This is a genomic window from Bacillus sp. FSL M8-0350 (assembly GCF_038593345.1).
Taxonomy (GTDB): Bacteria; Bacillota; Bacilli; order Bacillales; family Bacillaceae; genus Bacillus; species Bacillus safensis.
The window spans coordinates 3,354,459-3,377,269 of record NZ_CP151985.1 but is presented as its reverse complement, the minus strand read 5'-3'; the positions used below and the strand labels follow the sequence as shown (position 1 = coordinate 3,377,269).

Here is a 22,811-nt window from a genome sequence, read left to right as displayed (position 1 = left end):
TAATAGGAATTCTCTCGTATATTTATCTTGCAAGCCAGCCGCCATCAACAGCTAAAATGTGGCCGTTCATATAATCAGAAGCTGGTGAGCTAAGGAAAACAGCCGCACCGGCTAGATCCTCAGGTTTTCCCCAGCGCCCGGCTGGAATTCGTTTCAGAATCTCTTCATTTCGATTTTCGTCGTCACGAATGGCTTGTGTGTTATTGGTCGCAATATACCCAGGCGCAATCGCATTCACTTGAATATGCTGGCTCGCCCATTCGTTGGCAAAAGCTTTCGTCAGCCCTGCGACAGCATGCTTACTTGCTGTATAAGCAGGGACAAAGACGCCGCCTTGAAACGATAGAAGGGAGGCGATATTGACGATTTTCCCTTGCCCATTTTTCAGCATCTGCTGTCCAATCTTTTGTGTGAGGAAAAAGAGACTGTTGATATTCACATCCATGACCGTATGCCAATCTTCCTCTGAATAGTGAGCCGCCTGCTCTCTTTTGATTGTTCCAGCATTATTGATTAAAATATCAATCGTATGCTTCTTTAATATGGCGTCGACAGCCTGTTTTGCAGACTGAGGGTTAGAAAAGTCAACCTGAACCGCATGAAATGATCGGCCTGCCTGTTCGACAAGTGCCTTTGTTTCTTCAAGCGGTGTATGGTGATATGTGCCGATGATATCTGCTCCTGATTTGGCAAGCGCCACGGCAATGCCTTGCCCAATACCGGTTCCAGGGCCTGTCACAAGGGCTGTTTTTCCTTCAAGGGAAAAGAGGGACGCTGCATATGAAGTTGTCATCACTTTCGTTACCTCAGCTGATCCATTGGAACAAAGTCCATATCTTTGAATGTATAGTTTTCTCCCGCCATTGCCCAAATAAATGAGTAATTCGCTGTACCTGAGCCTGAATGAATGGACCAGGCAGGTGAAATGACTGCTTCCTCATTTCCCACAACAAGATGTCTTGTTTCAGATGGCTCCCCCATAAAATGAAAGACCCGTGCATCCTCTTCGATATCAAGATATAAGTACACTTCCATCCGGCGATCATGAATGTGAGCGGGCATCGTGTTCCATGTGTTATTGGTTTCAAGCTGAGTGATGCCCATCATGAGCTGACAGCTTTGGATGCCGTCTGCATGGATGACTTGATACAGGTTTCGAACGTTGGAAGCAGCTGCTTCCCCTAAGTGGTTTGGTGTTAATTCAGCGATGGCTGCTTTTTGCGTAGGATACGCCCTGTGAGCCGTGGCTGATACTAAATAGAACTTGGCCTGCTCGCCTGATGAACTAGCGAACTGTACATCTTCGTGACCAAGACCAATATATAAGAAATCTTTATGCTCCAGCACAAAGGCCTCACCATCAACAGTGACCGTTCCTTGTCCGCCGACATTTACAATCCCGATTTCTCGTCTTTCAAGAAAATACTCCGTCCGTAAAAAGTCTCCGGCATCTAGTGTGATCGGCTCTGCTGCCGGCATGGCTCCGCCAATCACCACGCGGTCCTCATGCGAGTAATAGAGCTTTAATTCACCACTGACAAACAGCGTAGGAATATGAAAATGACGACGAAGTTCCTCTGTTGTAAAACGTTTGACCTGCTCAGGATGTACAGCATAACGATTTTCCATTTGGATAAGCCTCCCTTTCCATCTGAAACAAATATTGATATTTATTTGGTATCGGTTTCAAGGAAAATTCTAGAGGAAAAAGAGAGCGCCGTCAACCGTTAATTTGAAATCGCTTTCTTTTTCTCTGGTTAGACAAATTTTTGCCATCATCATGCAAAAAAATCTTCTGAAATGCATTCAATTATGATATGCTTTTTTTAAGTTTATTTGAAATCGGTTTCGAACCAAATGAGAAGATCAATTGTGGGAGTTTTTTTGAATGAAAGAGAAAAAGCAAACGAAAGTCACCATTAATGAAGTTGCAGCTTATGCAGGGGTCTCAAAATCAACTGTATCCAGATATATCAATGGCAGAACAAATGAAATTTCTTCAGAAAAGGTAAAAAAAATCAAGAAAGCCATTGAGGAACTCCATTATCGTCCGAGTCAGCTTGCTCAAGGATTGAAAGTCAGAAAAAGCAAGGTCATTGGGTTTATTGTAGCCGACATTACGAATCCATTCTCTGTGGCAACACTTCGCGGGGTCGAAGAGATTTGTGATGAATATGGATACAGCATTATGGTGTGCAACACAGATAATCGTCCAGAAAAAGAACGGGAAATGCTCCTAAAGCTGAATGCACATTATATTGAAGGGCTCATCATCAATACGACAGGACAGAACAATGACATTCTGGAGGATTTTCAGAAAAATGGTGTGCCGATTGTTCTTGTGGACCGGAAGCTGCCTGAACTGAAAGTCGACACAGTGACCACGAATAACCGTGATATCACCATCCGGCTGCTTCAACAAATGTATGAGAAAGGCTATGATCATATCGCTTTCTTTACTGAGCCTGTCGATGGAATCAGCCCTCGTGAAGAACGAAAGGAAGCATATGAACAGACAGCTTTGAGTAAACAGAAGAAGCCGATCATTGCAGAGATTGATTTAAAGCAAAAGGAACAAATGCGCGAAGAGATTGTCCGTTTTTTACAATCAAACGAACAGAAAAAAGCGATTTTAGCCGGTAATGGATTACTCATGCTGAAGCTGATTAGTGAACTTGTAGAGCTTGGGGTGAAGATTCCTAAAGAGATAGGCATTGCAGGGTTTGATGATACAGAATGGTATAAGCTGATTGGACCTGGAATCACAACGGTTGCCCAGCCATCTCATGAAATGGGGAAAGCAGCCATGCAAAAAATCAAGACGCGGCTAGAAGGGGATGAAAGTGCGCCCCAAACGATTCAGCTTGATGGAGAAATCATTATGAGGAAATCTTTATAAATGAGAGGCAGAGAAGAGTATACATACGTGCATGCTCTCTCTTTTTCAACTGATTTGAAACCGGTACCAAGAAAGGGGAGAAATGAGTGAAAGCGTTGGATGCGGTCACATTTGGGGAATCAATGGCGATGTTTTATGCAAAAGAAGTTGGAGAGCTTCATCAAGTGCATACATTTCAAAAGGCGCTTGCTGGTGCAGAGAGTAACGTGGCTGTCGGCTTGGCGAGGCTGGGCTTTCATGTGGGATGGATGAGCAAAGTCGGAGCAGATTCACTTGGCACATTCATTTTAGAAGAGCTTCAAAAAGAAGGGGTCGATACAAGTGCAGTGCTCCGTTCAAATGATGGATCTCAAACGGGAATCTTACTTAAATCAAAAGTGAAGGAAGGAGACCCTGACGTCACGTATTATCGGAAAGGATCTGCTGCGAGCACAATGAGTCCAAGCGACTTTCCCGCCGCTTATTTCAAACAGGCAGGCCACCTTCATATGACTGGTATTCCGCCTGCCCTATCCAGTGAAATGAGAACGTTTTCTTTTCGTGCTCTTCAAGAAATGAAGGAAGCGGGCAAAACCATTTCATTTGATCCAAACCTACGGCTTCAGCTATGGGAAGAGGAGGAAGATATGATTCATACGGTGAATCATATCGCTTCGCAAGTGGATTGGTTTTTTCCAGGGCTTGCAGAAGGGCAAAGGCTCACGGGTTGTCACGAGCCAGAAGAGATTGCAGATGTTTATTTGCAAAAAGGTGTCAAGCTAGTGGTCATTAAGCTAGGGGCAGAAGGTGCCTTTTATAAAAGTGCAGCCGGTCAGGGGATTGTGAATGGATTTTATGTGCAGGATGTCGTAGACACAGTTGGAGCTGGTGATGGATTTGCAGTGGGGGTCATCAGCGGCTTGCTTGACGGCTTATCAGATGAAAAATCTGTGACAAGAGGCAATGCGGTCGGTGCACTTGCAGTGATGTCACCTGGCGATAAGGACGGACTGCCTACCCGGAAGGAGCTTCAGGCTTTTATGAAAGAAGCCAAGCGATATCAAAGGCGGGAGTACATGAAAGGGGATGAGAGATATGGAAAAGTCAGCAAGTTTGAGCGTTAAAAAGCAGCTAGCGTCTTGTAAATTAATTGCAGTGGTAAGAGCAGGTAGTGAAGCAGAAGGCATTGAAATGATTGAGCGTTTAAAGAAAAAAGGGGTTCGTGCCATTGAAGTAACGTATACTACGCCAAATGCTGAACGCATCATCGCATCCTTCCAGCAGGAGCAGGACCTCATTGTAGGAGCGGGAACAATTACGACGCTGGAGCAGGCACAATCAGCCATTGAGGCAGGCTCACAGTTTATCGTTAGCCCAGGATATCTTCCTATGATTGGTGAACATCTCTCATTTTACGACACACTCTATGTACCAGGTGTCCTCACCCCAAGTGAAATCATGCAGGCGAAAGCAGATGGCTACTGCTTGCTCAAGCTTTTTCCAAGCGGCTCCTTCGGTTTATCCTATATGAAAAACCTGCAAGGTCCATTTCCAGAGATTGAATTTATCCCTACGGGCGGCATTCATCCAGCTGATGTTCCAAAGTGGCTCAAAGCAGGTGCGGTGGCTGTCGGTGTCGGAAGTCAGCTTGAAAGCAGTACAGCAGAGGAATTACAAGCAGTTCTTTCTTCATAAATACTTGTCAAACGAACAAACAACTGGCTCGTTGATGCCGGTTGTTTGTTCGTTTATCTGACATAACAGAAGGTAAACATTCAACTCTTCACGTACAATGTTCGTGAAGGAGTGATTGAAAATGTACATTCTACAAGATGAACTTACAGATGGACGAATTGACCAGCTGATCACCGCACATATAGAAGAGATGAAGGAGCATTCGCCGCCAGAAAGCATTCATGCCCTTCCATTAACTGATTTAAAAAAACAGGATGTCACCGTGTGGAGTGTGCGAGATGGAGAGGAGCTTCTTGGCTGCGGAGCGTTAAAGGAACTGTCAAGTGAACATGGGGAAATCAAATCGATGAGAACCGCAGCCCTCCATATGCGAAAAGGTGTAGCGAGGTATATGCTGAATCATCTTCTCCAAGAGGCAAAACGGCGCGGGTATACACGTGTCAGCTTAGAGACAGGGGCAATGGCTTTCTTTGAACCAGCAAGAAAACTATATGAGAGCGCTGGATTTCAGTATTGTCCGCCTTTTGGTACATATCAAGAAGATCCAAACAGTTTATTTATGACAAAGGAATTATAGAGGTTGAGAGAGTATGCTTATAAGCAGCTCTTTTTTTTATGCGGAAATAGTGGGAAGGAGGAGGACACGGTGAGATTATCTAAGTGGATTGGAATGGGCGCATTTTTCACATTTTGTGTGGTATCTGTCATCTTCTTAACGTTATTAGGTCAAGATTTATTTAAAATTGAAAGCGTTTCCGAAAAAGCGGAGTCAACGTATCAATACCATTTTGTCCTTGTACCGGAGGAACTTGATAACGAATATTGGCAGCTTGTACAAAAGGGAGCTGCGGATGCGGCAGACGTTCATCACGTGTATCTAGAATATTTGGGCCCAAAACAGGCGGATGTAGACGATCATCTGAAAACCATTGATATGGCGATCGCTGGGCATGTTGATGGCATTATGACGCAGGGACTTGATGCGAAGAAATACAAACCGCTTTTTCAGAAGGCGAGGGAAAAAGGCATTGATGTTGTCACCGTCGATACAGATGCAGAGGGGAGCAAGCGTCAAGTGTATGTAGGGACGGACAATTACTATTCAGGCTTTATCGCAGGACAGGCACTCATCGCAGATACAAAAGGTGAACAGTATGTAGGAATTGTCACAGGCAGGCTGGATGCCATTCATCAAAAGCTGCGTGTCAAAGGCTTTCGAGATGCCGTCTCTGCTGAAAAACGCATTCATATTGCTGGAATAGAAGAATCAGCCATTACGAAGTCAGGTGCCTCAGGTGCCGCTTATAAACTATTAAACGATCATGCAAAGCTCACTTCATTTTATGGCACAAGTGCATTAGATGGTGCAGGCATCATCCAAGCAATTGCACAGTATCGATCATCCACTGATTTTTATGTGCTTGCATTTGACACATTGCCTGATACGATTCAGGCGCTTGATGATGGGACAATTGATGCCGTCGTCGTGCAGCATCCTTATGAAATGGGCTATCAAGCGGTTGAATCGCTTGTTCGTTTGCAGAAAGGTGAAAAAGAAGAACCGCTCCAGTACACGGGAACGAGTGTGATCCGGCGCGGGGATCTGCCTCTTCAGCAAACAGACAGAAAGCAGGGGATGCAGCCATGAGAAAGATTCGAAGTAAGCTGTTATTAGCATTTTTAATCCTTGTGCTTCTTGGCAACGTAGCCGCTTTTTTTGTCTACTGGAGCAGTTCAAAAATCACATCAGAATATAGCCGGAGCTTCCGTTCTTTTCTCCTGCTCAATGATATATCAACAGAGGCGAAAACGATGTATGAAAAGGTCAATGCCTATGCCATTGAAAAGGATCAGAAGTTTGCCAAAGAATATCTTACGTCAAAACAGAAAATGAAATCATACGATCAAGCGCTGCGAAAGGATGCCGGTCTTCATGCGGCAATTCCTTCTATTGAAAAATATCAATATATGATGCGGACGCTCATCAATGAAAGTGATGCGACCATGACACATGTGAAAGCAGGGAAAATCGAAGAATATGCTGCAAGTGTGAAGGAAGTGAGAACCGTCTCCTCCTATATACAAGAGCAGACGATGACCCTGCTTGATGATGAATTATCTGAGTATCAGATACTCTATCAATCTCTTCAAAAAAGGCATCAAACCTATGGTCTCTTTACCTTATGCCTGTTTACGTTATCAATCGGGGTCGCCTTATGGATGGCGTATATGATTGCTGGCGGGATCTCAAGACCCATCGTTCATCTGTCCCGAAGTGTAAAAGAAGTATCAGAAGGAAATTTTGATGGAGCGAATTTGCATGTTACCACAAAGGATGAAATCTCTGTTTTAAATGAAGCCTTTCAGCGAATGCGGCAAGAGATGAAAATGATGATTGAAGAGATCAAACAAAAGGCAGCATTAGATCAAAAAATCAAAGACATGAAGCTAAAAACGCTGCAAAACCAAATGAACCCGCATTTTTTATTTAACACATTAAACATCGTTTCACGGATGGCTTACTTAGAATCAGCAGAAGCCACATCGAGGTTGATTCAATCCGTTTCCACGCTGATGCGGTATTCGCTGTCTGCTCTTAGTACATCCGTTACATTGGAACAAGAAGTGAAAGTGGTGAAAGAATATTTTCATATACAAGAAACGAGATTTGCCGATCGTATTACGTGCAAAACGTCCATCGATGAATCATGTTTATCTGTGCATATCCCAAGTCTTACCTTACAGCCGCTTGTCGAAAATGCCTTCATTCATGGCGTTGAACCAAAGGAGGAAGAGGGACTTGTTGAGCTCTCGATCTATCAAGAAGGCGGCTATGTGATGATTCAGATTCAGGACAATGGGATGGGCATCAATGAACAGGAGAAAAGAAGATTGCTGTCAGAAAAAGAAGAGGAAGATCCGAACATACTGAGTAAAGGCCACTCGACAGGAATCGGTCTTCGAAATGTAATGTCAAGACTGCACTTGTTTTACGGGGTGCAAGATGCCCTTCAAATTGATTCAAAGCCAAACGAAGGCACCACCATACAATTGGCTATTCCGATAAAGGAGGGACCGGCATGCTGAACGTGCTGATTGTCGATGATGAAAAAATAGAACGGCTAGCGATGCGGAAGTTCTTAACCGAATGGCTTCCAGAGTGTCATATAGCAGGAGAAGCGGAAAATGGAAAGAAGGCGGTTGAATTCGTGCAGTCTGAGCCCATTCATCTTGTGCTCATGGATATTCAGATGCCTGGCATGGATGGACTGACAGCGATCAAACAGATCAAAGCAAGCAGTCCTCATACAAAATTCATTATGCTGACAGCCTACGATACATTCGATTACGCCAAGCAAGCGATGCAGGAAGGGGTGAAACAATACCTCGTCAAACCAGCTGACAAGGATGAAACCATCGCAGCCATTCGATTTGTAGCAGCAGAGATTCAGCAGGAGGCGTCTCTACGGCAGGAGGCAGCGGCCGATCAGCAGTCAAAGTGGCTTGAAGCGCATGTCATGAACGGTCAATCTTATACCGAAATGGAGTTTCAACAATTATTTTCCGAATATGAAGCAGGTCTTATCATTGCTGTGCAGCGGACAGAAGGAGATCAGCTGTTGATCGATTTACAGAAATCTGCACGATTTCATACGGTGCCGATTCAGATGGGGGGAGAACTGTTTACATGTCTCATTTATAGTCAGCAGGGACCAGGTCAGCTAAAGGCAGAGGTGCTGCAAGCCATTCGAGCTGCCATGACAAACGGTCAGCCTTCACCTGTCGTTGGCATAGGGCATCCAGTCTCAAACCCGCTTCATCTTCAGAAAAGTGCAGCAGAGGCGAAGCTTTCCTATTATCAGCGAAAAAAGAGTGGCGGCGTTGTTCGTTATGGCTTTTACCAAACAGAAGTGAAGCCCCGCCCATTGATTCATCTGCCGGAGCTTGCAGACAGCATGATGCAGGCGCTCGAGGAAGGGAGAAGAGAGGATGCGCTGGCTTTATTTGATGCCTTTGAATTAGAGGGGGCGGCGATTTCGCAGGTAAAAGAACTGCTGATTCTCTTCAAATCACGCCTCCGTACAGATCTATCGATATTGACAATCAGCACCGCAGCTGAATGCCGCCAGTGCTGTGAACACCTATTTGACGTGTATGAAGCGAGAACACAGACCATCAATGACATCGAGCGGGCAAAACGTTACATCAAAACGCATTATTGTGAACAAATCACACTTGAGCAAACGGCCGCTTATGTTGATTTAAGTCCAACCTATTTCACAAAACGATTTAAAGACGAGACGGGTCTGACATTTAAAGAGTATGTGACAGCCTGCCGGCTGGATAAAATCAAAAAGCTCCTCAAAGACAGTACGCTTAGCTTAAAAGAAATTACCTTTCAGGCAGGATATACAGATCCTAATTACGTCAGCCGTGTGTTTAAGAAGATGGTCGGCTGTTCACCGAAGGAATATCGAAAACAGGCCGTAAAAAAATGAAGAATTTCATAAAAAAGTGAAGAAGTTTGCCTGAAAAAAAGCAAGGATCTGCCATTATACTTATTTTGATAACGCTTACAAAATGGGGATAGGGGGATCAATTATGAAGTTCAAATTAGGCTTTACACTGCTGGCACTCTGTATGCTTATCGTCACTGCCTGCAGCTCATCGACGAATTCAGAGGCAAAAAAAGAAGGCGGAGCGGAAAAGCTCGAAATTTTCTCTTGGTGGACAGGAGCAGGTGAGGAAGACGGGCTGAAGGCACTCATTCAATTGTTTGAAGAGGAGAATAAAGACATTCCAATTGAAAATGCAGCCGTCGCAGGTGGTGCTGGTACAAATGCAAAGGCTGTCCTGACTAGCCGGATGCAGGGAAATGATCCGCCTGCTACGTTTCAAGTGCATGGCGGGGCGGAGCTGAATGAGAGCTGGGTCGCGGCAGGCAAAATGGAGCCGCTGGATGATTTATATGAAAAAGAAGGCTGGAAAGACAAATTTCCAAAATCACTGATTGATCTTGTCAGCAAAGATGGGAAAATCTATTCCGTGCCAGTGAACATTCACAGGGGCAATGTGCTTTGGTATAACAAGAAAGTATTTGATGATGCAGGCTTAGAGCCGCCAACGACATTTGATGAATTTTTCAAAACAGCAGATGCATTAAAGAAAAAAGGAATCACACCACTTGCACTTGGAGATAAGGAGCCTTGGGCAGCGACTCATTTGTTTGAAAGTGTTTTGCTGGGTGTATTAGGTGCAGATGATTATCAAAAACTTTGGGCTGGCGAGATGAAAATGGATGACGCAAAAGTGAAGGAAGCGGCAGACATCTTTGGACGTATGCTCGAATACGTCAATGACGATCACAGTTCACGTAACTGGCAGGATGCCTCACAGCTCGTGGCAAAAGGAGAAGCGGCAATGAATGTCATGGGCGACTGGGCGAAGGGGTACTTTGTGAATGATCTTGATTTGAAGGTGAATCAAGACTTTGGATACGCGGCGACTCCTGGAACGGAAGGAAGCTTTATGGTGATCACCGATACATTTGGACTGCCAAAGGGTGTGAAACAGCCAGAAAACGTGAAGAAATTCTTATCCGTTTTAGGATCTGTGGAAGGACAGGATGCGTTTAATCCGTTAAAAGGATCGATTCCAGCACGTGTGGATGCAGATGTATCAAAATATGATGAATACGGAAAATCGGCGATGAAGGCATTTAAAGAGTCAAAACTGGCGCCGTCTCTTGCTCATGGCTCAGCTGCTGAAGAAGGGTTTGTGACAAAAGCGAATCAAGCCGTCAATATCTTCGTGACACAAAAAGACAGCAGTCAGTTTGTTTCATCTTTAAAAGATGCAATGAAATAAAGACGAAGGAGGCGGCGGCTAGGCACCGCCTCTTTTTTAAAAAGGAGTGTAGTTTCATGAGCATAGACACATCGCCGATGACAAAAACACCTGTGCCCAAAGTTAAACGTATGCGGAAAAAATGGAATGGAGACCAGCTGCTGGCGCTGCTCTTTTTAGCCCCGTCAGCAGTTTTATTATTCATCTTTGTTTACGGTTTTATCGGCTGGACAGGATATGTGTCATTATCAAACTGGACCACGCTTGTTCCTGATTTCTCTTTCGCAGGTCTTCGCAACTATGTCATGCTGTTTCAAGATTTCCGCTTTCAATCAGATCTTCGAAACACGGTCTTTTTCACTTTATTTTTTATTGGGGCTGTCATTATCTCTGGTCTTGCACTTGCGATTTTACTAGATCAGAAGATCAAGGGGGAATCTCTTTTTCGGAATTTATTCTTCTTTCCGATGGCCCTTTCCTTCGTTGTCACAGGAGTCGTCTGGCAATGGATTTTAAACCCGTCAACTGGGGTAAATTTATTTTTGAAAACGCTTGGTATCCAGCCTAAGTGGTATACGGATACGAATATATTGGCCGGATTTGTCTGGGGGAAAATTGAGTTTGGTGTACCTGCGGCCATGATTGCTGTTGTGATTGCAGCTGTTTGGCAAATGACAGGCTTCTCTCTGGCGATGTATTTGGCGGGTCTGCGAGGAATTCCAGAGGAAGTAAGAGAGGCTGCTAGAATGGATGGTGCAACGGAGTGGCAGATTTACTGGAAAATCATTTTCCCTCTTTTAAAACCGATTACTGCAAGTGTTGTCATCATCATGGCTCACATTTCTTTAAAGATCTTCGATTTGATTTACTCGATGACAGGGCCGGGTGCGAACTTTGTCACGGATGTTCCGGGCGTGTATATGTTTGAAATGACCTTTAGAGGAAACCATTATGCAGGCGGTGCCGCCATTGCGGTTGTCATGCTGATCTCTGTTGCGGTCTTTATCGTGCCATATCTCCTGTCGAGCCGGAAGGGGGCTTCATCATGACAGCCAGATGGTTTGTCCGTCCAGTTCTTTATGCTTTATTGATTTTGTGCAGTCTCTTTTTTCTGATGCCTGTTTATGTCATGCTCGTCACAAGCTTGAAGCCATTAGGTGAAGTCACCCTTGAGCGAATGTGGTCGCTGCCATCTACTTTTGATTTTTCAAGCTATCAAATCGCGTTTGAAAAGCTGGCGCCCAATTTAATGAATTCTCTTTATCTTGTCATTCCTGCTACTTTATTGTCAGCTGTATTAGGTGCAATGAATGGCTATGTATTATCAAAATGGCGTTTCAAAGGATCAGAAGTCGTCTTTACGCTGATGCTGTTTGGGATGTTTATTCCATATCAAAGTATTCTGATCCCGCTCATTCAATTTTTGCGTGAAGTCGGATTGTATAATTCAATTCCAGGGCTTGTGCTTGTCCATGTCGTATATGGGCTTCCGATCACAACACTCATGTTCCGAAATTTCTATGTGAGCATCCCAGATGAAATGATTGAATCGGCGAAAATGGATGGCGCAGGGTTTATCGGGATTTTCAGACATATGATTCTGCCGCTTTCGATCACAGGATTTGTTGTGGTGGCCATTTGGCAGTTCACAAATGTGTGGAATGAATTCTTATTTGCAGTCACGATGACCACTGCGGAGCATCAGCCGGTGATGGTTGCCTTGCAAAATCTATCAGGCAGTCAAATTGTGCAATGGAACGTCCAAATGGCAGGGGCGATATTGGCTGCGCTGCCGACCCTGCTCGTCTATATACTTCTTGGAAAATACTTTATCAAAGGGCTTCTCGCAGGCTCTGTCAAAGGGTAAAATATTTTTTGTGTTATCGTTTTCATTGGGTGTACTGAAAGGATTGACTTCTCTTTAGATAGCGTCATAATAAAAGTTGAGACTTACTAGTTTTCATCAAGCTAGGTAAGGATTATCAAAGGGTAGCAAAGGGAGGAGTCATCCTGAATGAAGCAGTCACCAATTTTTTTACTGCCTGAATTGAAGGAGAGAATATGGGGAGGTACAGCCTTAAGGGATCAATTTGGCTATGATATTCCTTCTGATCAAACGGGAGAATGCTGGGCAATTTCTGCTCATCCAAACGGGCCAAGTGTCGTGCAAGACGGTCCATATAAAGGGAAAACGCTGATCGAACTCTGGGACAATCATAGAGAATTGTTCGGGGGGATAGAAGGCGACCGCTTCCCGCTGTTAACCAAAATTTTAGATGCAAACCAAGACTTGTCCGTGCAAGTACATCCAGATGATGATTATGCGGAAAGACATGAAAATGGCGAGCTTGGAAAAACAGAGTGCTGGTATATCATTGACTGCAAAGAAGGAGCAGAAATGATCTATGGGCACAATGCAAGAACAAGAACTGAGCTTGTCACCATGATGAATAGTGGAGATTGGGAAGGTCTTTTGCGGCGGGTGAAGATTAAGCCTGGTGATTTTTATTATGTGCCAAGCGGTACCATTCATGCGCTTTGCGAAGGAACGCTTGTCCTTGAAACGCAGCAAAGCTCAGATACAACTTATCGCGTATATGATTATGAACGAAAAGATCAGGATGGCAATGAACGTGAACTTCATTTTGCGCAAGCGATTGATGTCACAACGGTTCCTCATGTAGACGGGTATGCAGATGAATCAGTTGAAACACGCCGGGGAGTGACCATTCGTACATTTGTCGAAGCAGAATATTTCTCTGTGTATAAATGGGAAATTGATCAAAAAGTAGAGCTTTCGCAGGATTATCCGTTTTTGCTATGCAGTGTGATTCATGGAGAAGGGTCTTTAGAGCATGACGGACACACATATCCACTGCCAAAGGGCGCTCATTTTATTCTGCCGGCTGAAACAGGAAGCTTCTCAATTGAAGGATCTTGTGAACTGATTGTGTCGCATATATAAGGAAAAGAGGACTTCGAGGGGGTCCTCTATTTTTCTATTGCATAAATGACTTGAAAGAGTACTTGTTTTTGTCGATAAAGAGATTAGTAGACTATTATGCAAAGTTAAGAGAGGGACAGGGAACGTGAAAAAAACCATCAAGATTATGTTACTCGCAGCTGCCTTTGGTATGACATTACACACGGGTAAAGAAGCGCAAGCAGCCTCCTATGTCGATCAATCCATTTATACGATGAACACCTCAAAAGTATTTACAACAGAAGCAGAAGTGAAAAAAGCAGTGGAAACACTGAAGAAAGACAAAAAGTGGACAGCCACTTATCAAACCTCAGGAAATACGTCGACCTATCAGCTCACTGCTTCAGGATATGATTCGCAAGCAGCAGCGAATGCAAGTGCAGCTGCATTAAAAAAAGAAGTAGGCATGAGCGGTACGGTGTCTCCAGTAGGTGACCGCCTTCCTTTACAAAAGGTCGTATCTGATCCAGTTAATGATGAAAGTCAGGCGAAAAAGCTTTCACTCGAACTAACGAAAACATCAGGGCTCAATAGCTCCTATGAAGTCATCAATCAAAGCAAACCTTCTTATCAGGTCATATCAGGAGCCATTGATTCTGAAACGAAAGTGAAAAATATTCAAACCGAGCTGCAAAAGCAGGCAGGCGTCACCAGTACATACCAAACCGAAACGAAAGCTGGCACTGTGTATCAGCTGATTTCAAGCGGTATTGTTGGACAAAGTAAGGCGAATACCATTCTGCAAGGCTTTCAAAAGGCATCCGGCTTAACAGCAGTGCTTCAAACGGTGACAGCAGGTAAGCCGTATTACATCGTCACATCCGCTGCACAAGCGAACCAGTCGAAAGCACAGACGCTTCTTACTCAACTGCAAAAGGAAGCAAAGATCAGCGGGAAGATTCAAAAGACAGGTGCTTTAAAAAATGTCTACAGCTTGGAATCAGGCTATTTTAAAGACAACAAACAAGCAGCTTCAGCTGCAGCTCAGATTAAGAAACAAACCGGTGCTGCAGGTACTGTGCAGCGCGTGGGAAAAACAAAAAATTATATCGTGAAGCTCAATCAACTGAACGATACAGCTTACGCCAAAACGGTAGCCTTTTTCAAGAAAAAGAAATGGCGCTACACGTCCAAAAAGATTTCTTCTACACAGCCATATCAAGTCGTGACGGGAAACCTTTTAGGAGATGACCAAGTCAAAAAAGCAGCGGCTTTCTTCCAAAAGAAAAAAGTATCTGCGACAACGAAAAAAACTGGCAAGGTATCAGACAGCACGTATCGACTCGTCGTCAATCAAGCAGTGGACCAAGCGAAAGTGAATAAAGGGGCCGCCTACTTAAAAACGCAGCAGCTGACAAGCAGCATAACCACAAGTAAGGGACAGGCTGTCAGCAAAACGTATAGTCTCAAGACAACACCTGTATATGAACAAAGTAAAGTGAAGCAGGCTCAAGAGATTATCAAGAAAAATGGCGTTGCCAGCAGTACAAAAACGCTGACAGAAGCGGTCAATCAATACCGTATCACGACAGAGCCGACAGTGAATCAGACAAAACTGAATCAAGCACTCAGCTATTTGACGAAACAAAAAATGAAGGCCGCTGCTCAAAAAACAGGCGCAGCCGATTATGCTCAATATCAGATCAAAACAGGTGCCATCTCAACCGCTGCACTGCGTGATCAAGGTATGGCATTTTTCAAAAAACGGAATGAAACCGCTGCGTATACAACCACAACGAAACCAGCTTACAAAATCAACATTACGCAGCAATTTACAGGATTACCAACTGTAAATGAAGCCATTGCTTTTGTGAAAAGCCAATATGGCTGGACCGCCACAGCCGTAAAAATTAAAAATGGCCCAATGGTTATGCAAACGAACTACAACCTTACTGTCAATGAGATGGTCAACAAACAAATGAAGGTGTCGCCACAGACAGATGGTGCGGCCTATGTCTATGCAGCATATGTAGACCAAGCAACATCGACAGTGAATACGGATGGCTTAAATGTCCGTTCTACACCTGATTCGAGCTCTGCAAGCAACATTGTGGCACAGCTCAATAAAGGAGCAAAAGTGAAACAGCTTGGGAAAGAAGGGAACTGGATCAGGATCAACCTCGGCTGGAGAAATGCAAGTGCAGCAGAGGTGCAAAAATATGTAGATCCAGCTAATATTGCAGAAGGCACGCAATCTTATTTTCAATTTCTGAAACTCTCTGAAGCTGCGAATCTCAATCCAGCAGAGGTCAATTCAAAGATTTTAGCAGGAAAAGGGATTCTTGCGGGTAAAGGACAGGCCTTTATTACAGCAGCAAAAACGTATCATATCAACGAAATTTATCTTATTTCTCATGCGTTGCTTGAAACGGGTAACGGAAGTTCCATTTTAGCGAATGGCACAATGTATAATGGAAAGAAAGTTTATAACATGTATGGCATTGGCGCATATGACAGCAATCCGAATTATCTTGGTGCAAAGTATGCGTATGAACAGCAATGGTTCACGCCAGAGGCTGCCATTATTGGCGGAGCAAAATTCATTGGCAACAGCTATATCAATAATGCCACATACAAGCAAGATACAATTTATAAAATGCGCTGGTCGGCTGCAGCGACTCATCAATATGCAACAGATATTGGCTGGGCTTCTAAGCAAGTCACTCGCATGTATAGTTTGTATAACCTGCTTGATGACTATACGCTGTATTACGATATCCCGGTGTATAACAAATAAAAAAACGTCCGTGCTTCCTAATGAGAAGCCGGACGTTTTTTGTGTAGGAGCAGCTGCTGTTCAATAAATGAGAGGAGCTGCTGACTTGATTGTCCCTTTGAATATTGGTTCCATTCCTCAGCAAAGGTTTTGATTCGTTCTTTATTGTTTAATGCGTTTAGGTGCAAAAGCTCCTGCAAGAGCATGTCTTGAGTGACGCAAGCCTTACCAGGAATGATGTCTTCATACCGGTCGACTAAGCCGCGTTTCTCCCGATAAGTGTCTAAGTCATAAGTGAAGAACAAGACAGGCTTTTCGAGCAGTGCATACTCAAACACAATGGACGAATAATCTGTCACCAAGACATCACAAGCACAAAGCAATGGATAGAGCGGCTGATCGGACACATCAAATATCCATTCACCGTCTGTTTCTGCTTTCGCTAAATGTTTGACCGCAGGATGAAGCTTGATGAGCAGAATGTAATCGCCATTCAGCTCAGTTTGCAGCTGCTCTTTTGAAAAAGGCAGCACAAGACCGTCCATTGCAAAGTCTCGATAGGTCGGTGCATAGAGTAGGATCTTTTTCCCTTTTGGAACATCATTCAGCTTCAAGGAAGGCTGGTGCTGTTCATAGTACACATCCGTCATTGGTACACCAGTTGGTAAAAAGCGTTCATCTTTGACCCCAAACGAGGTCTTGAAAATCTCACGCATGTGATCTGAGCCTGTCACGATGTAATCGAAAGACGCATAAACGCGTTTGAAGCGTTTGATATCACGTGGACTCCGGTCAGAATTTGAAGCATCTTCAAGCCCGAACTTTTTCAAAGCCCCATTGGCATGCCAAACTTGAATACAAGTTGTAGAAGGCCGTTTTCTTAGCACACTCGTCATGAGAAAGTAATTATCCGTCACGACAACCTTGCTTTTAAACATCGTATATATACATTGAATGAGATGGAGAGGATTTTTTTCATGAAAATAGCGAAATGACAGATGAGGCCCGTCCTTTTCTATCGCAGAAGCATGCTTCGTATAGAGGATAGTGAGCTTCATTGTCATGTTCGCCTGTTGTTGATAAGTATGAATGAGAGCAGCCGCATTCTCTTGGAATGAAACAAGCAGCGTCACCTGGTTTTCACGAGGTTTCACGCCGCTCATCAGCCATCCAATGAAAGAAATAAAAGCTGCGTAACATGAAATCATCATTGAGCGTATATTCATCATTTATCAGTCTCTCACAGCTGCTTCGTCTGATCCTTTACCTGCTCAGGATAGTAACGTTTTTTTCCTTTGCTTTCTTTCAATACGGCAAAAGCGTACTTAGGAATATTGAGCATTCGTTTCCATCTCCATGGATTCACAATCAATCTGTACAGCCATTCTGTATTTGTCTTAATCATCCAGCGTGGTGCACGCTTCACCGTTCCGCTAAATACATCAAAGCTTCCGCCTAAACCGATGCAAACAGCCTGCGGGAATAAATGGCGGTATTCGTAAATAAAGTTCTCTTGATTTGGATAACCTAATGCAACGAACACCATATCAGGTTTCGAGCGCGCGATTTGCTTCGCTACGAAACGTTTATCGGCTTGATAGCCGTCACAGCTTCCAGCGAGGACCACATTTGGATATTCCGTATCAATTCGCTGTTTCACAGCCTCAAGCACTTCTTTTTTTGCACCATATAAAAAGATTCTTTTAGACTGCTTGTTTGCTAGGTCAAGCATAGACATGAAGACATCAAAGCCGGCAATTCTTGACTTAAGCGGACTTTGGGTCAGGCGGGACATCAATACGACGCCTACGCCATCCGGCAGTACATAATCCGCAGATGAGACGACTTGATGGTACGCATGATCCTTCATGACGGCATAGCCTATCTCTGGATTGACAGTCGCAATCATGGCGCCTCTTCTCTGAGAAATATGATGCTGGTTCATATAGCTGATAAATTCATCTAAGTCGCCGTTTACATAAGAAAGGTTAGAGACCACTTCTGTTTGCATTGTTTAGACCTCCTTTTTAACTTGTTATCTATGAACGTTCATTGTAAATTCATTCTTCGCCTATTCATCATTTTATCACAGATGCTCCATGAAATATTAACAATAACTTTACAAACCTTTAAATTTCATGACATTTTCATCATTTCATCTCGACGATCCTTTGTGAAACATTGATTCCTCGGACTTTTCCTCCTGCGCCCAATAAATTGGAAATAGTTTGTCTTTACATCCGCTTAACGTTTGGTGGGCGCTGTGATATAATGAGGTTCCGAAGAGCGAATCGAATATCACAGAATTACGGATAAATTACTGCACGAATGCAGTCGAATAAGGATTGAAGAAAGGAGTTTATGTTTGCAATGAAGAAAGTTATTACTTACGGTACATTTGATTTATTACACTGGGGGCACATTAAGCTGCTAGAACGTGCAAAGCAGCTCGGAGATTACTTAGTGGTGGCCATCTCTACAGACGAGTTTAACTTACAAAAATCTAAAAAAGCTTATCACAGCTACGAGCATAGAAAGCTGATTCTTGAAACCATTCGTTATGTAGACGAAGTCATTCCAGAAAACAGCTGGGATCAAAAAGTCCGTGACGTGCAAGAGCACGATATCGATGTGTTTGTCATGGGAGATGACTGGGAAGGTAAATTCGATTTCTTAAAAGAACATTGCGAAGTCGTATACTTGAAGAGAACAGAAGGCATCTCGACAACACAAATTAAGGAAGAAATTGCGGGACTTTAATAGATCGAAAAAAAGTACTTCTTATCTTTTGGTGAGAAGTACTTTTTCATGTAAAATACAATGAGCAAGTCATCATTATTTTTAAGGAGAGCTTCCTTTGTTTCAAAATTGGATGAAGAAAAAAGTTGAAGACACATTGGATCAATCTGAACAACATGAAACAATGGCATCAATGGACGTGCCTGATATGGATTATTACTTTATTATGGGTGATGTGCCAAAACAGGATGAGAGCTTAACGAAATCTTTAAAGGCAAGAATTAAGCCTTTGGCTGATCAGCATAAACGTACTGCAGTTTTAACTTTAAATTACGATGCAAATGTGAAAGAACGTATTCACAGCTTGGAGGAGACATTTCCTAACCAAGTGGACATCTTGAATGTATTTGAACACTATATCTTACCGGAAAGCGGAAGTAAAAGACGTTACTCAGAATTTATTGCCGGTGAATCATCACATCAGATCAATGAAGCTACTTTTCCAGAAGGTGCATCCACGATTCAAGTGACGAGATATGAATTGCCTTCTTCTCCCATTTGTTATATTGATCAATATAATGAAGAGCAGCAATTAGTGAAGAGGGAAGAATACAATTGGCAGGGCATTTTGTGCAGAGTACAAAGCTTTGTTCCACATTCAGGTGCTCTATACTTAGAGGAATTAATCAATGACGACGGCAGCATCTATATGGAGATCATTTATCCTGGTGATGCAAAAAAGAATCCAGTTCGGCATATTAATTGGTATAAAAAAACAGGAATTCAAACATTTACAAAGAAGACGGATATTAAACAATTATGGCTATCCAGCATTCAATCACAAAATGACCGTTTGAAACTGATGATCACAGAGGACCGTGATCAAGACCGCCACCTGTTTAAAATCGATCAGCCTGAAACAACCTATTACGCTGCATTTGTGCATCACGCACATTATGAAAAAGATCTGCATCAAGTCAATTCTCAATATGGAGAATTATTTAAACAAATAAGAAAGCAGCAAGTGGATGCTGTCTTTTTTGGGGATACTAAACATAAAGAAGATGTCGAAAAATTATTGGGAGAACAAGCCTATTTTTATCTTGTTCCTTCTGACGAAGAGACTGTTTGGAATACGGCGATTCATCATATGCTCGAAAATCGTGAGCATAAAGATGAACTGAGAGGGATCGTTGACAGCATGAAATGGGTCTTGCGTGATCTAAGCTCTGAGCATCATGTTCTTCACCTTCAACTTGAGTTAAAAGATGAAATGAGTCATGCGGATCATGTGCAAATTGATTTCGCAGGATATGATCGAGTGAATGGAGCTGAAATCATCTCTCAAACAATCGATGAGAACCATCAAGTCAGCTTCCCAATCGGCCATTTTCAAACAAAGAAAAACATTGAAATCAACCAAACGAAATTTGTGGATTTTTACATTCGTTTTAAAACAGAAGAACTTCAAGAGGTTTTGCAGCGTCTAGAAATAGAAGGTGAGCTGCTTACGAATAAACCATCATCGATCGATGGATGGTCATATCAAACGAAACAAGGAAACTATTCATGGAAAGTAAAATAGTGATATAACACAACGGTAAGATTTCTGAACAGAGGAGATTAACGATTAATGATTGAAGAGGGAATTCATAAGAAGAGTGTCGTTGAAGGGTTAAAAAATCACCATGAGAAACTAGAAATGCTGATTCGCATCAACGATGACATGCCATTAACAGATAGAGAATTTTATTTGTTTATGAGGGAGAGAGTTTCGAAACAAGAACTTTTCCTTCCGCTTGTTCATCAAGAAGAGAATCTATTCAAATTGGTATTGAATGAAGCATCGCTGCCGCTTGCGTTAGAGCAAGGCCAGACATATAACTTGTATGTCACGGACTATTTGAGCACAAACAAAGAAGAGGATGAGGACGAGCTTGAGGACTCAGCTTATGATTCTGATTCCGAAGAAGAGGAAGAAGAAGTAAAAGAAGCGGATATCAATACAGATATTGAATTTGAAGAGAAAACGTCAAACTATAAACGCCGCTTAAAAATGGAAATAGAAAAGCCTGAGCTGACTTTTTTAGAAAATAAAGACGCCATGCTGTGTATCATTCCATACCGTACAGACAAAGGGAATGCTTCTTTGAAAATCAAGCGTGAGCTAAAGGTTGTGAAATTCAATCATATCGAGCTCAACAAAGGGTGTATGTTATCTTTATCCGGGTATGCAGGTATACTAAGTGCAGAACATCCGTATGAGATCAAAGAAGCAAAGCTTCTATTGAAGAAAAATGGTGAAGAACCAATTGAACATCGTTTTCCGGTCAATATCACCCATATAAAAGACGAAGTGATCGAATACCGTGATGATCAACATGTACCACAGCTTTATCAATTTTTAGCAGAAGTCCCTTTGGAGGAATTGACCTATTCATTAAACAAACGCTTTGTATATCGCTTCTATCTTGAATTTATCTGCGATGTAAACGGAGCAGAGGAAACATTAACAACCACTTCTTTAGTGCTTGGAGACCGCTCGAACAAACTCAAAGGACTTGTTCAAATTCATAAACGAAACGATGTACCGATTCGATATGAAGTGTACCGAAAGAAAAAAAGACAAACGCTTGGCATCCGTATTAATGATTACACAATGAAAACACGTGCCAAGTATTACGTCAAAAGCAAGTGGAAGAAATTCAAAAAGAAGATCAGTAAAATCAAAAAAGTCCGTAACCGCCTTGTGACAAGAACGTTTAAAACGACCTTTAAACTGGCGAGTAAGCTGTCTGTGAAAAAGAAAACGGTTGTTTTTGAAAGCTTTAATGGAAAACAATTTAGTTGTAACCCGCGTGGGATTTATGAGTATATGAAAGAACATCATCCTGAATATACGCTGATCTGGAGCGTTAAAAAGGGTCATGAAGCACCGTTTAAGGAAAAAGGCATCTACTATATCAATCGTCTGTCATTGAAATGGATCTTTGCGATGGCAAGAGCCGAGTATTGGGTCGTAAACAGCCGTTTGCCGCTATGGGTTCCAAAGCCAGATCACACAACATACTTGCAGACTTGGCATGGTACGCCGTTAAAACGGCTGGCAATGGACATGGACGAGGTGCATATGCCTGGAACAAACACGAAGAAATACAAAAAGAATTTCACAAAAGAAGCATCGAATTGGGATTATCTCATTTCTCCAAATGCCTACTCGACTGAAATCTTTACACGTGCGTTCCAATTCCAAAAGACCATGATTGAGTCAGGATATCCGAGAAATGACTTTCTTCACAATCAAAACAATGAAGAAACGATGAGAGCACTGAAACAAAAAATGAACCTGCCGCTCGATAAAAAATTGATCTTATATGCACCGACATGGAGAGACGATCAATTTTATAAAAAAGGGCAGTACAAATTTGATTTAGACCTTGATCTGCATGAACTCAGAGCTGCAATCGGAGATGAATATATCATCATTCTGCGTATGCACTATCTAGTTGCTGAAAACTTTGATTTAGGGCCGTATGAAGGCTTTGCCTATGACTTCTCTCATTACGAAGACATTAGAGACCTTTATATGATTTCAGATCTGCTCATCACAGATTACTCATCTGTGTTCTTTGATTATGCAAACCTCAAACGTCCGATGCTGTTCTATGTGCCAGACATTGAAACATATCGTGACAAGCTCAGAGGCTTCTACTTCGACTTTGAACAAGAAGCACCTGGACCACTTGTGAAAGAAACAGCAAGTGTCATTGACTGGGTGAGAGAAACAGAACAGCCAGACTTTACACTACCAGAATCATTTGCACCGTTTTATGAGAAATTCTGTTACTTAGAGACTGGAGAATCTTCGAAGCGTGTCGTGGAAGTAGTGTTTTCTGAAAAATAGTTTAAAAAGTACCGTTCTTCGCTTAGTAGAACGGTACTTTTTTGTTTTT

Annotated in this window: 19 protein-coding genes; 15 read left to right on the top strand and 4 right to left on the bottom strand. The window is 42.8% G+C overall.

The window, feature by feature from the left end; genetic code table 11:
- Positions 1-22: 22 nt before the first annotated feature.
- Together kduD and kduI are read right to left on the bottom strand one after the other, a co-directional pair.
- The gene (gene kduD, locus NSS80_RS17605; RefSeq protein WP_046313029.1) at positions 23-793 is read right to left on the bottom strand and encodes a 2-dehydro-3-deoxy-D-gluconate 5-dehydrogenase KduD; all 771 of its coding nucleotides are present in this window, start codon (positions 791-793) and stop codon (positions 23-25) included.
- Positions 794-801: 8 nt separating this feature from the next.
- Positions 802-1,629 carry a 5-dehydro-4-deoxy-D-glucuronate isomerase gene (kduI, locus tag NSS80_RS17600; RefSeq protein ID WP_046313033.1) on the bottom strand — a complete coding sequence of 276 codons (828 nt, stop codon included), beginning with the start codon at positions 1,627-1,629 and terminating at the stop codon, positions 802-804.
- A gap of 259 nt (positions 1,630-1,888) precedes the next feature.
- Between kduI and NSS80_RS17595 the strand changes: the two genes are divergently transcribed.
- From NSS80_RS17595 to NSS80_RS17540, 12 genes are all read left to right on the top strand, one after another.
- The gene (locus NSS80_RS17595; RefSeq protein ID WP_046313034.1) at positions 1,889-2,899 is read left to right on the top strand and encodes a LacI family DNA-binding transcriptional regulator; all 1,011 of its coding nucleotides are present in this window, start codon (positions 1,889-1,891) and stop codon (positions 2,897-2,899) included.
- 86 nt (positions 2,900-2,985) lie between these two features.
- Positions 2,986-4,002: a sugar kinase gene (locus NSS80_RS17590; protein WP_342498358.1), complete on the top strand. Its 1,017-nt coding sequence runs from the start codon at positions 2,986-2,988 to the stop codon at positions 4,000-4,002.
- A complete protein-coding gene (locus NSS80_RS17585) occupies positions 3,974-4,573 on the top strand; it encodes a bifunctional 4-hydroxy-2-oxoglutarate aldolase/2-dehydro-3-deoxy-phosphogluconate aldolase (protein ID WP_034624593.1) in 600 nt (199 codons plus the stop codon). The genes NSS80_RS17590 and NSS80_RS17585 overlap by 29 nt, the downstream gene beginning before the upstream one ends.
- Before the next feature lie 121 nt (positions 4,574-4,694).
- Positions 4,695-5,150 carry a GNAT family N-acetyltransferase gene (locus tag NSS80_RS17580; RefSeq protein WP_024423655.1) on the top strand — a complete coding sequence of 152 codons (456 nt, stop codon included), beginning with the start codon at positions 4,695-4,697 and terminating at the stop codon, positions 5,148-5,150.
- Between the two features lie 69 nt (positions 5,151-5,219).
- On the top strand, positions 5,220-6,221 hold the full coding sequence (locus NSS80_RS17575) for a sugar-binding protein (RefSeq protein ID WP_111926840.1): 1,002 nt from the start codon (positions 5,220-5,222) through the stop codon (positions 6,219-6,221).
- Positions 6,218-7,660: a sensor histidine kinase gene (locus NSS80_RS17570; RefSeq protein WP_111926838.1), complete on the top strand. Its 1,443-nt coding sequence runs from the start codon at positions 6,218-6,220 to the stop codon at positions 7,658-7,660. Before NSS80_RS17575 ends, NSS80_RS17570 begins: the two co-directional genes overlap by 4 nt.
- Positions 7,654-9,072, top strand: a complete 1,419-nt coding sequence (locus NSS80_RS17565) for a response regulator (RefSeq protein ID WP_041115557.1) — start codon at positions 7,654-7,656, stop codon at positions 9,070-9,072. The genes NSS80_RS17570 and NSS80_RS17565 overlap by 7 nt, the downstream gene beginning before the upstream one ends.
- 103 nt (positions 9,073-9,175) lie before the next feature.
- Positions 9,176-10,441, top strand: coding sequence for an ABC transporter substrate-binding protein (locus NSS80_RS17560; protein ID WP_342498357.1), 1,266 nt, complete (start codon positions 9,176-9,178; stop codon positions 10,439-10,441).
- 56 nt (positions 10,442-10,497) lie between these two features.
- A complete protein-coding gene (locus NSS80_RS17555; RefSeq protein WP_046313043.1) occupies positions 10,498-11,469 on the top strand; it encodes a sugar ABC transporter permease in 972 nt (323 codons plus the stop codon).
- Positions 11,466-12,287: a carbohydrate ABC transporter permease gene (locus NSS80_RS17550; protein ID WP_046313044.1), complete on the top strand. Its 822-nt coding sequence runs from the start codon at positions 11,466-11,468 to the stop codon at positions 12,285-12,287. Before NSS80_RS17555 ends, NSS80_RS17550 begins: the two co-directional genes overlap by 4 nt.
- Before the next feature lie 147 nt (positions 12,288-12,434).
- Positions 12,435-13,385 (top strand): mannose-6-phosphate isomerase, class I, encoded by a 951-nt coding sequence (gene manA, locus NSS80_RS17545; RefSeq protein WP_024426280.1) that lies wholly within the window; start codon positions 12,435-12,437, stop codon positions 13,383-13,385.
- Positions 13,386-13,509: 124 nt separating this feature from the next.
- Positions 13,510-16,140, top strand: coding sequence for an N-acetylglucosaminidase (locus NSS80_RS17540; RefSeq protein ID WP_046313047.1), 2,631 nt, complete (start codon positions 13,510-13,512; stop codon positions 16,138-16,140).
- Positions 16,141-16,157: 17 nt separating this feature from the next.
- On the opposite strand, the gene NSS80_RS17535 is transcribed toward NSS80_RS17540, so the two are convergent.
- Positions 16,158-17,348, bottom strand: a complete 1,191-nt coding sequence (locus tag NSS80_RS17535) for a CDP-glycerol glycerophosphotransferase family protein (protein ID WP_080943485.1) — start codon at positions 17,346-17,348, stop codon at positions 16,158-16,160.
- 11 nt (positions 17,349-17,359) lie between these two features.
- A complete protein-coding gene (locus NSS80_RS17530; protein WP_046313049.1) occupies positions 17,360-18,130 on the bottom strand; it encodes a WecB/TagA/CpsF family glycosyltransferase in 771 nt (256 codons plus the stop codon).
- 359 nt (positions 18,131-18,489) lie between these two features.
- On the opposite strand from NSS80_RS17530, the gene tagD reads away from it, so the two are divergent.
- The 3 genes from tagD (at position 18,490) to NSS80_RS17515 (ending at position 22,762) form a co-directional block, all read left to right on the top strand.
- The gene (tagD, locus tag NSS80_RS17525; RefSeq protein ID WP_008343212.1) at positions 18,490-18,879 is read left to right on the top strand and encodes a glycerol-3-phosphate cytidylyltransferase; all 390 of its coding nucleotides are present in this window, start codon (positions 18,490-18,492) and stop codon (positions 18,877-18,879) included.
- Positions 18,880-18,976: 97 nt separating this feature from the next.
- Positions 18,977-20,443, top strand: coding sequence for an alpha-glucosyltransferase N-terminal domain-containing protein (locus NSS80_RS17520; RefSeq protein WP_046313051.1), 1,467 nt, complete (start codon positions 18,977-18,979; stop codon positions 20,441-20,443).
- 48 nt (positions 20,444-20,491) lie between these two features.
- A complete protein-coding gene (locus NSS80_RS17515) occupies positions 20,492-22,762 on the top strand; it encodes a CDP-glycerol glycerophosphotransferase family protein (protein WP_046313053.1) in 2,271 nt (756 codons plus the stop codon).
- Positions 22,763-22,811 lie beyond the last annotated feature (49 nt).

Bases quoted from the DNA above. Each gene is read 5' to 3' on its own strand.
- kduD (WP_046313029.1), bottom strand. From the start codon at position 793: ATGACAACTTCATATGCAGCGTCCCTCTTTTCCCTTGAAGGAAAAACA.
- NSS80_RS17555 (WP_046313043.1), top strand. From the start codon at position 10,498: ATGAGCATAGACACATCGCCGATGACAAAAACACCTGTGCCCAAAGTT.
- kduI (WP_046313033.1), bottom strand. From the start codon at position 1,629: ATGGAAAATCGTTATGCTGTACATCCTGAGCAGGTCAAACGTTTTACA.
- NSS80_RS17530 (WP_046313049.1), bottom strand. From the start codon at position 18,130: ATGCAAACAGAAGTGGTCTCTAACCTTTCTTATGTAAACGGCGACTTA.
- manA (WP_024426280.1), top strand. From the start codon at position 12,435: ATGAAGCAGTCACCAATTTTTTTACTGCCTGAATTGAAGGAGAGAATA.
- NSS80_RS17560 (WP_342498357.1), top strand. From the start codon at position 9,176: ATGAAGTTCAAATTAGGCTTTACACTGCTGGCACTCTGTATGCTTATC.
- NSS80_RS17585 (WP_034624593.1), top strand. From the start codon at position 3,974: ATGGAAAAGTCAGCAAGTTTGAGCGTTAAAAAGCAGCTAGCGTCTTGT.
- tagD (WP_008343212.1), top strand. From the start codon at position 18,490: ATGAAGAAAGTTATTACTTACGGTACATTTGATTTATTACACTGGGGG.
- NSS80_RS17535 (WP_080943485.1), bottom strand. From the start codon at position 17,348: ATGATGAATATACGCTCAATGATGATTTCATGTTACGCAGCTTTTATT.
- NSS80_RS17550 (WP_046313044.1), top strand. From the start codon at position 11,466: ATGACAGCCAGATGGTTTGTCCGTCCAGTTCTTTATGCTTTATTGATT.
- NSS80_RS17515 (WP_046313053.1), top strand. From the start codon at position 20,492: ATGATTGAAGAGGGAATTCATAAGAAGAGTGTCGTTGAAGGGTTAAAA.
- NSS80_RS17570 (WP_111926838.1), top strand. From the start codon at position 6,218: ATGAGAAAGATTCGAAGTAAGCTGTTATTAGCATTTTTAATCCTTGTG.
- NSS80_RS17595 (WP_046313034.1), top strand. From the start codon at position 1,889: ATGAAAGAGAAAAAGCAAACGAAAGTCACCATTAATGAAGTTGCAGCT.
- NSS80_RS17580 (WP_024423655.1), top strand. From the start codon at position 4,695: ATGTACATTCTACAAGATGAACTTACAGATGGACGAATTGACCAGCTG.
- NSS80_RS17565 (WP_041115557.1), top strand. From the start codon at position 7,654: ATGCTGAACGTGCTGATTGTCGATGATGAAAAAATAGAACGGCTAGCG.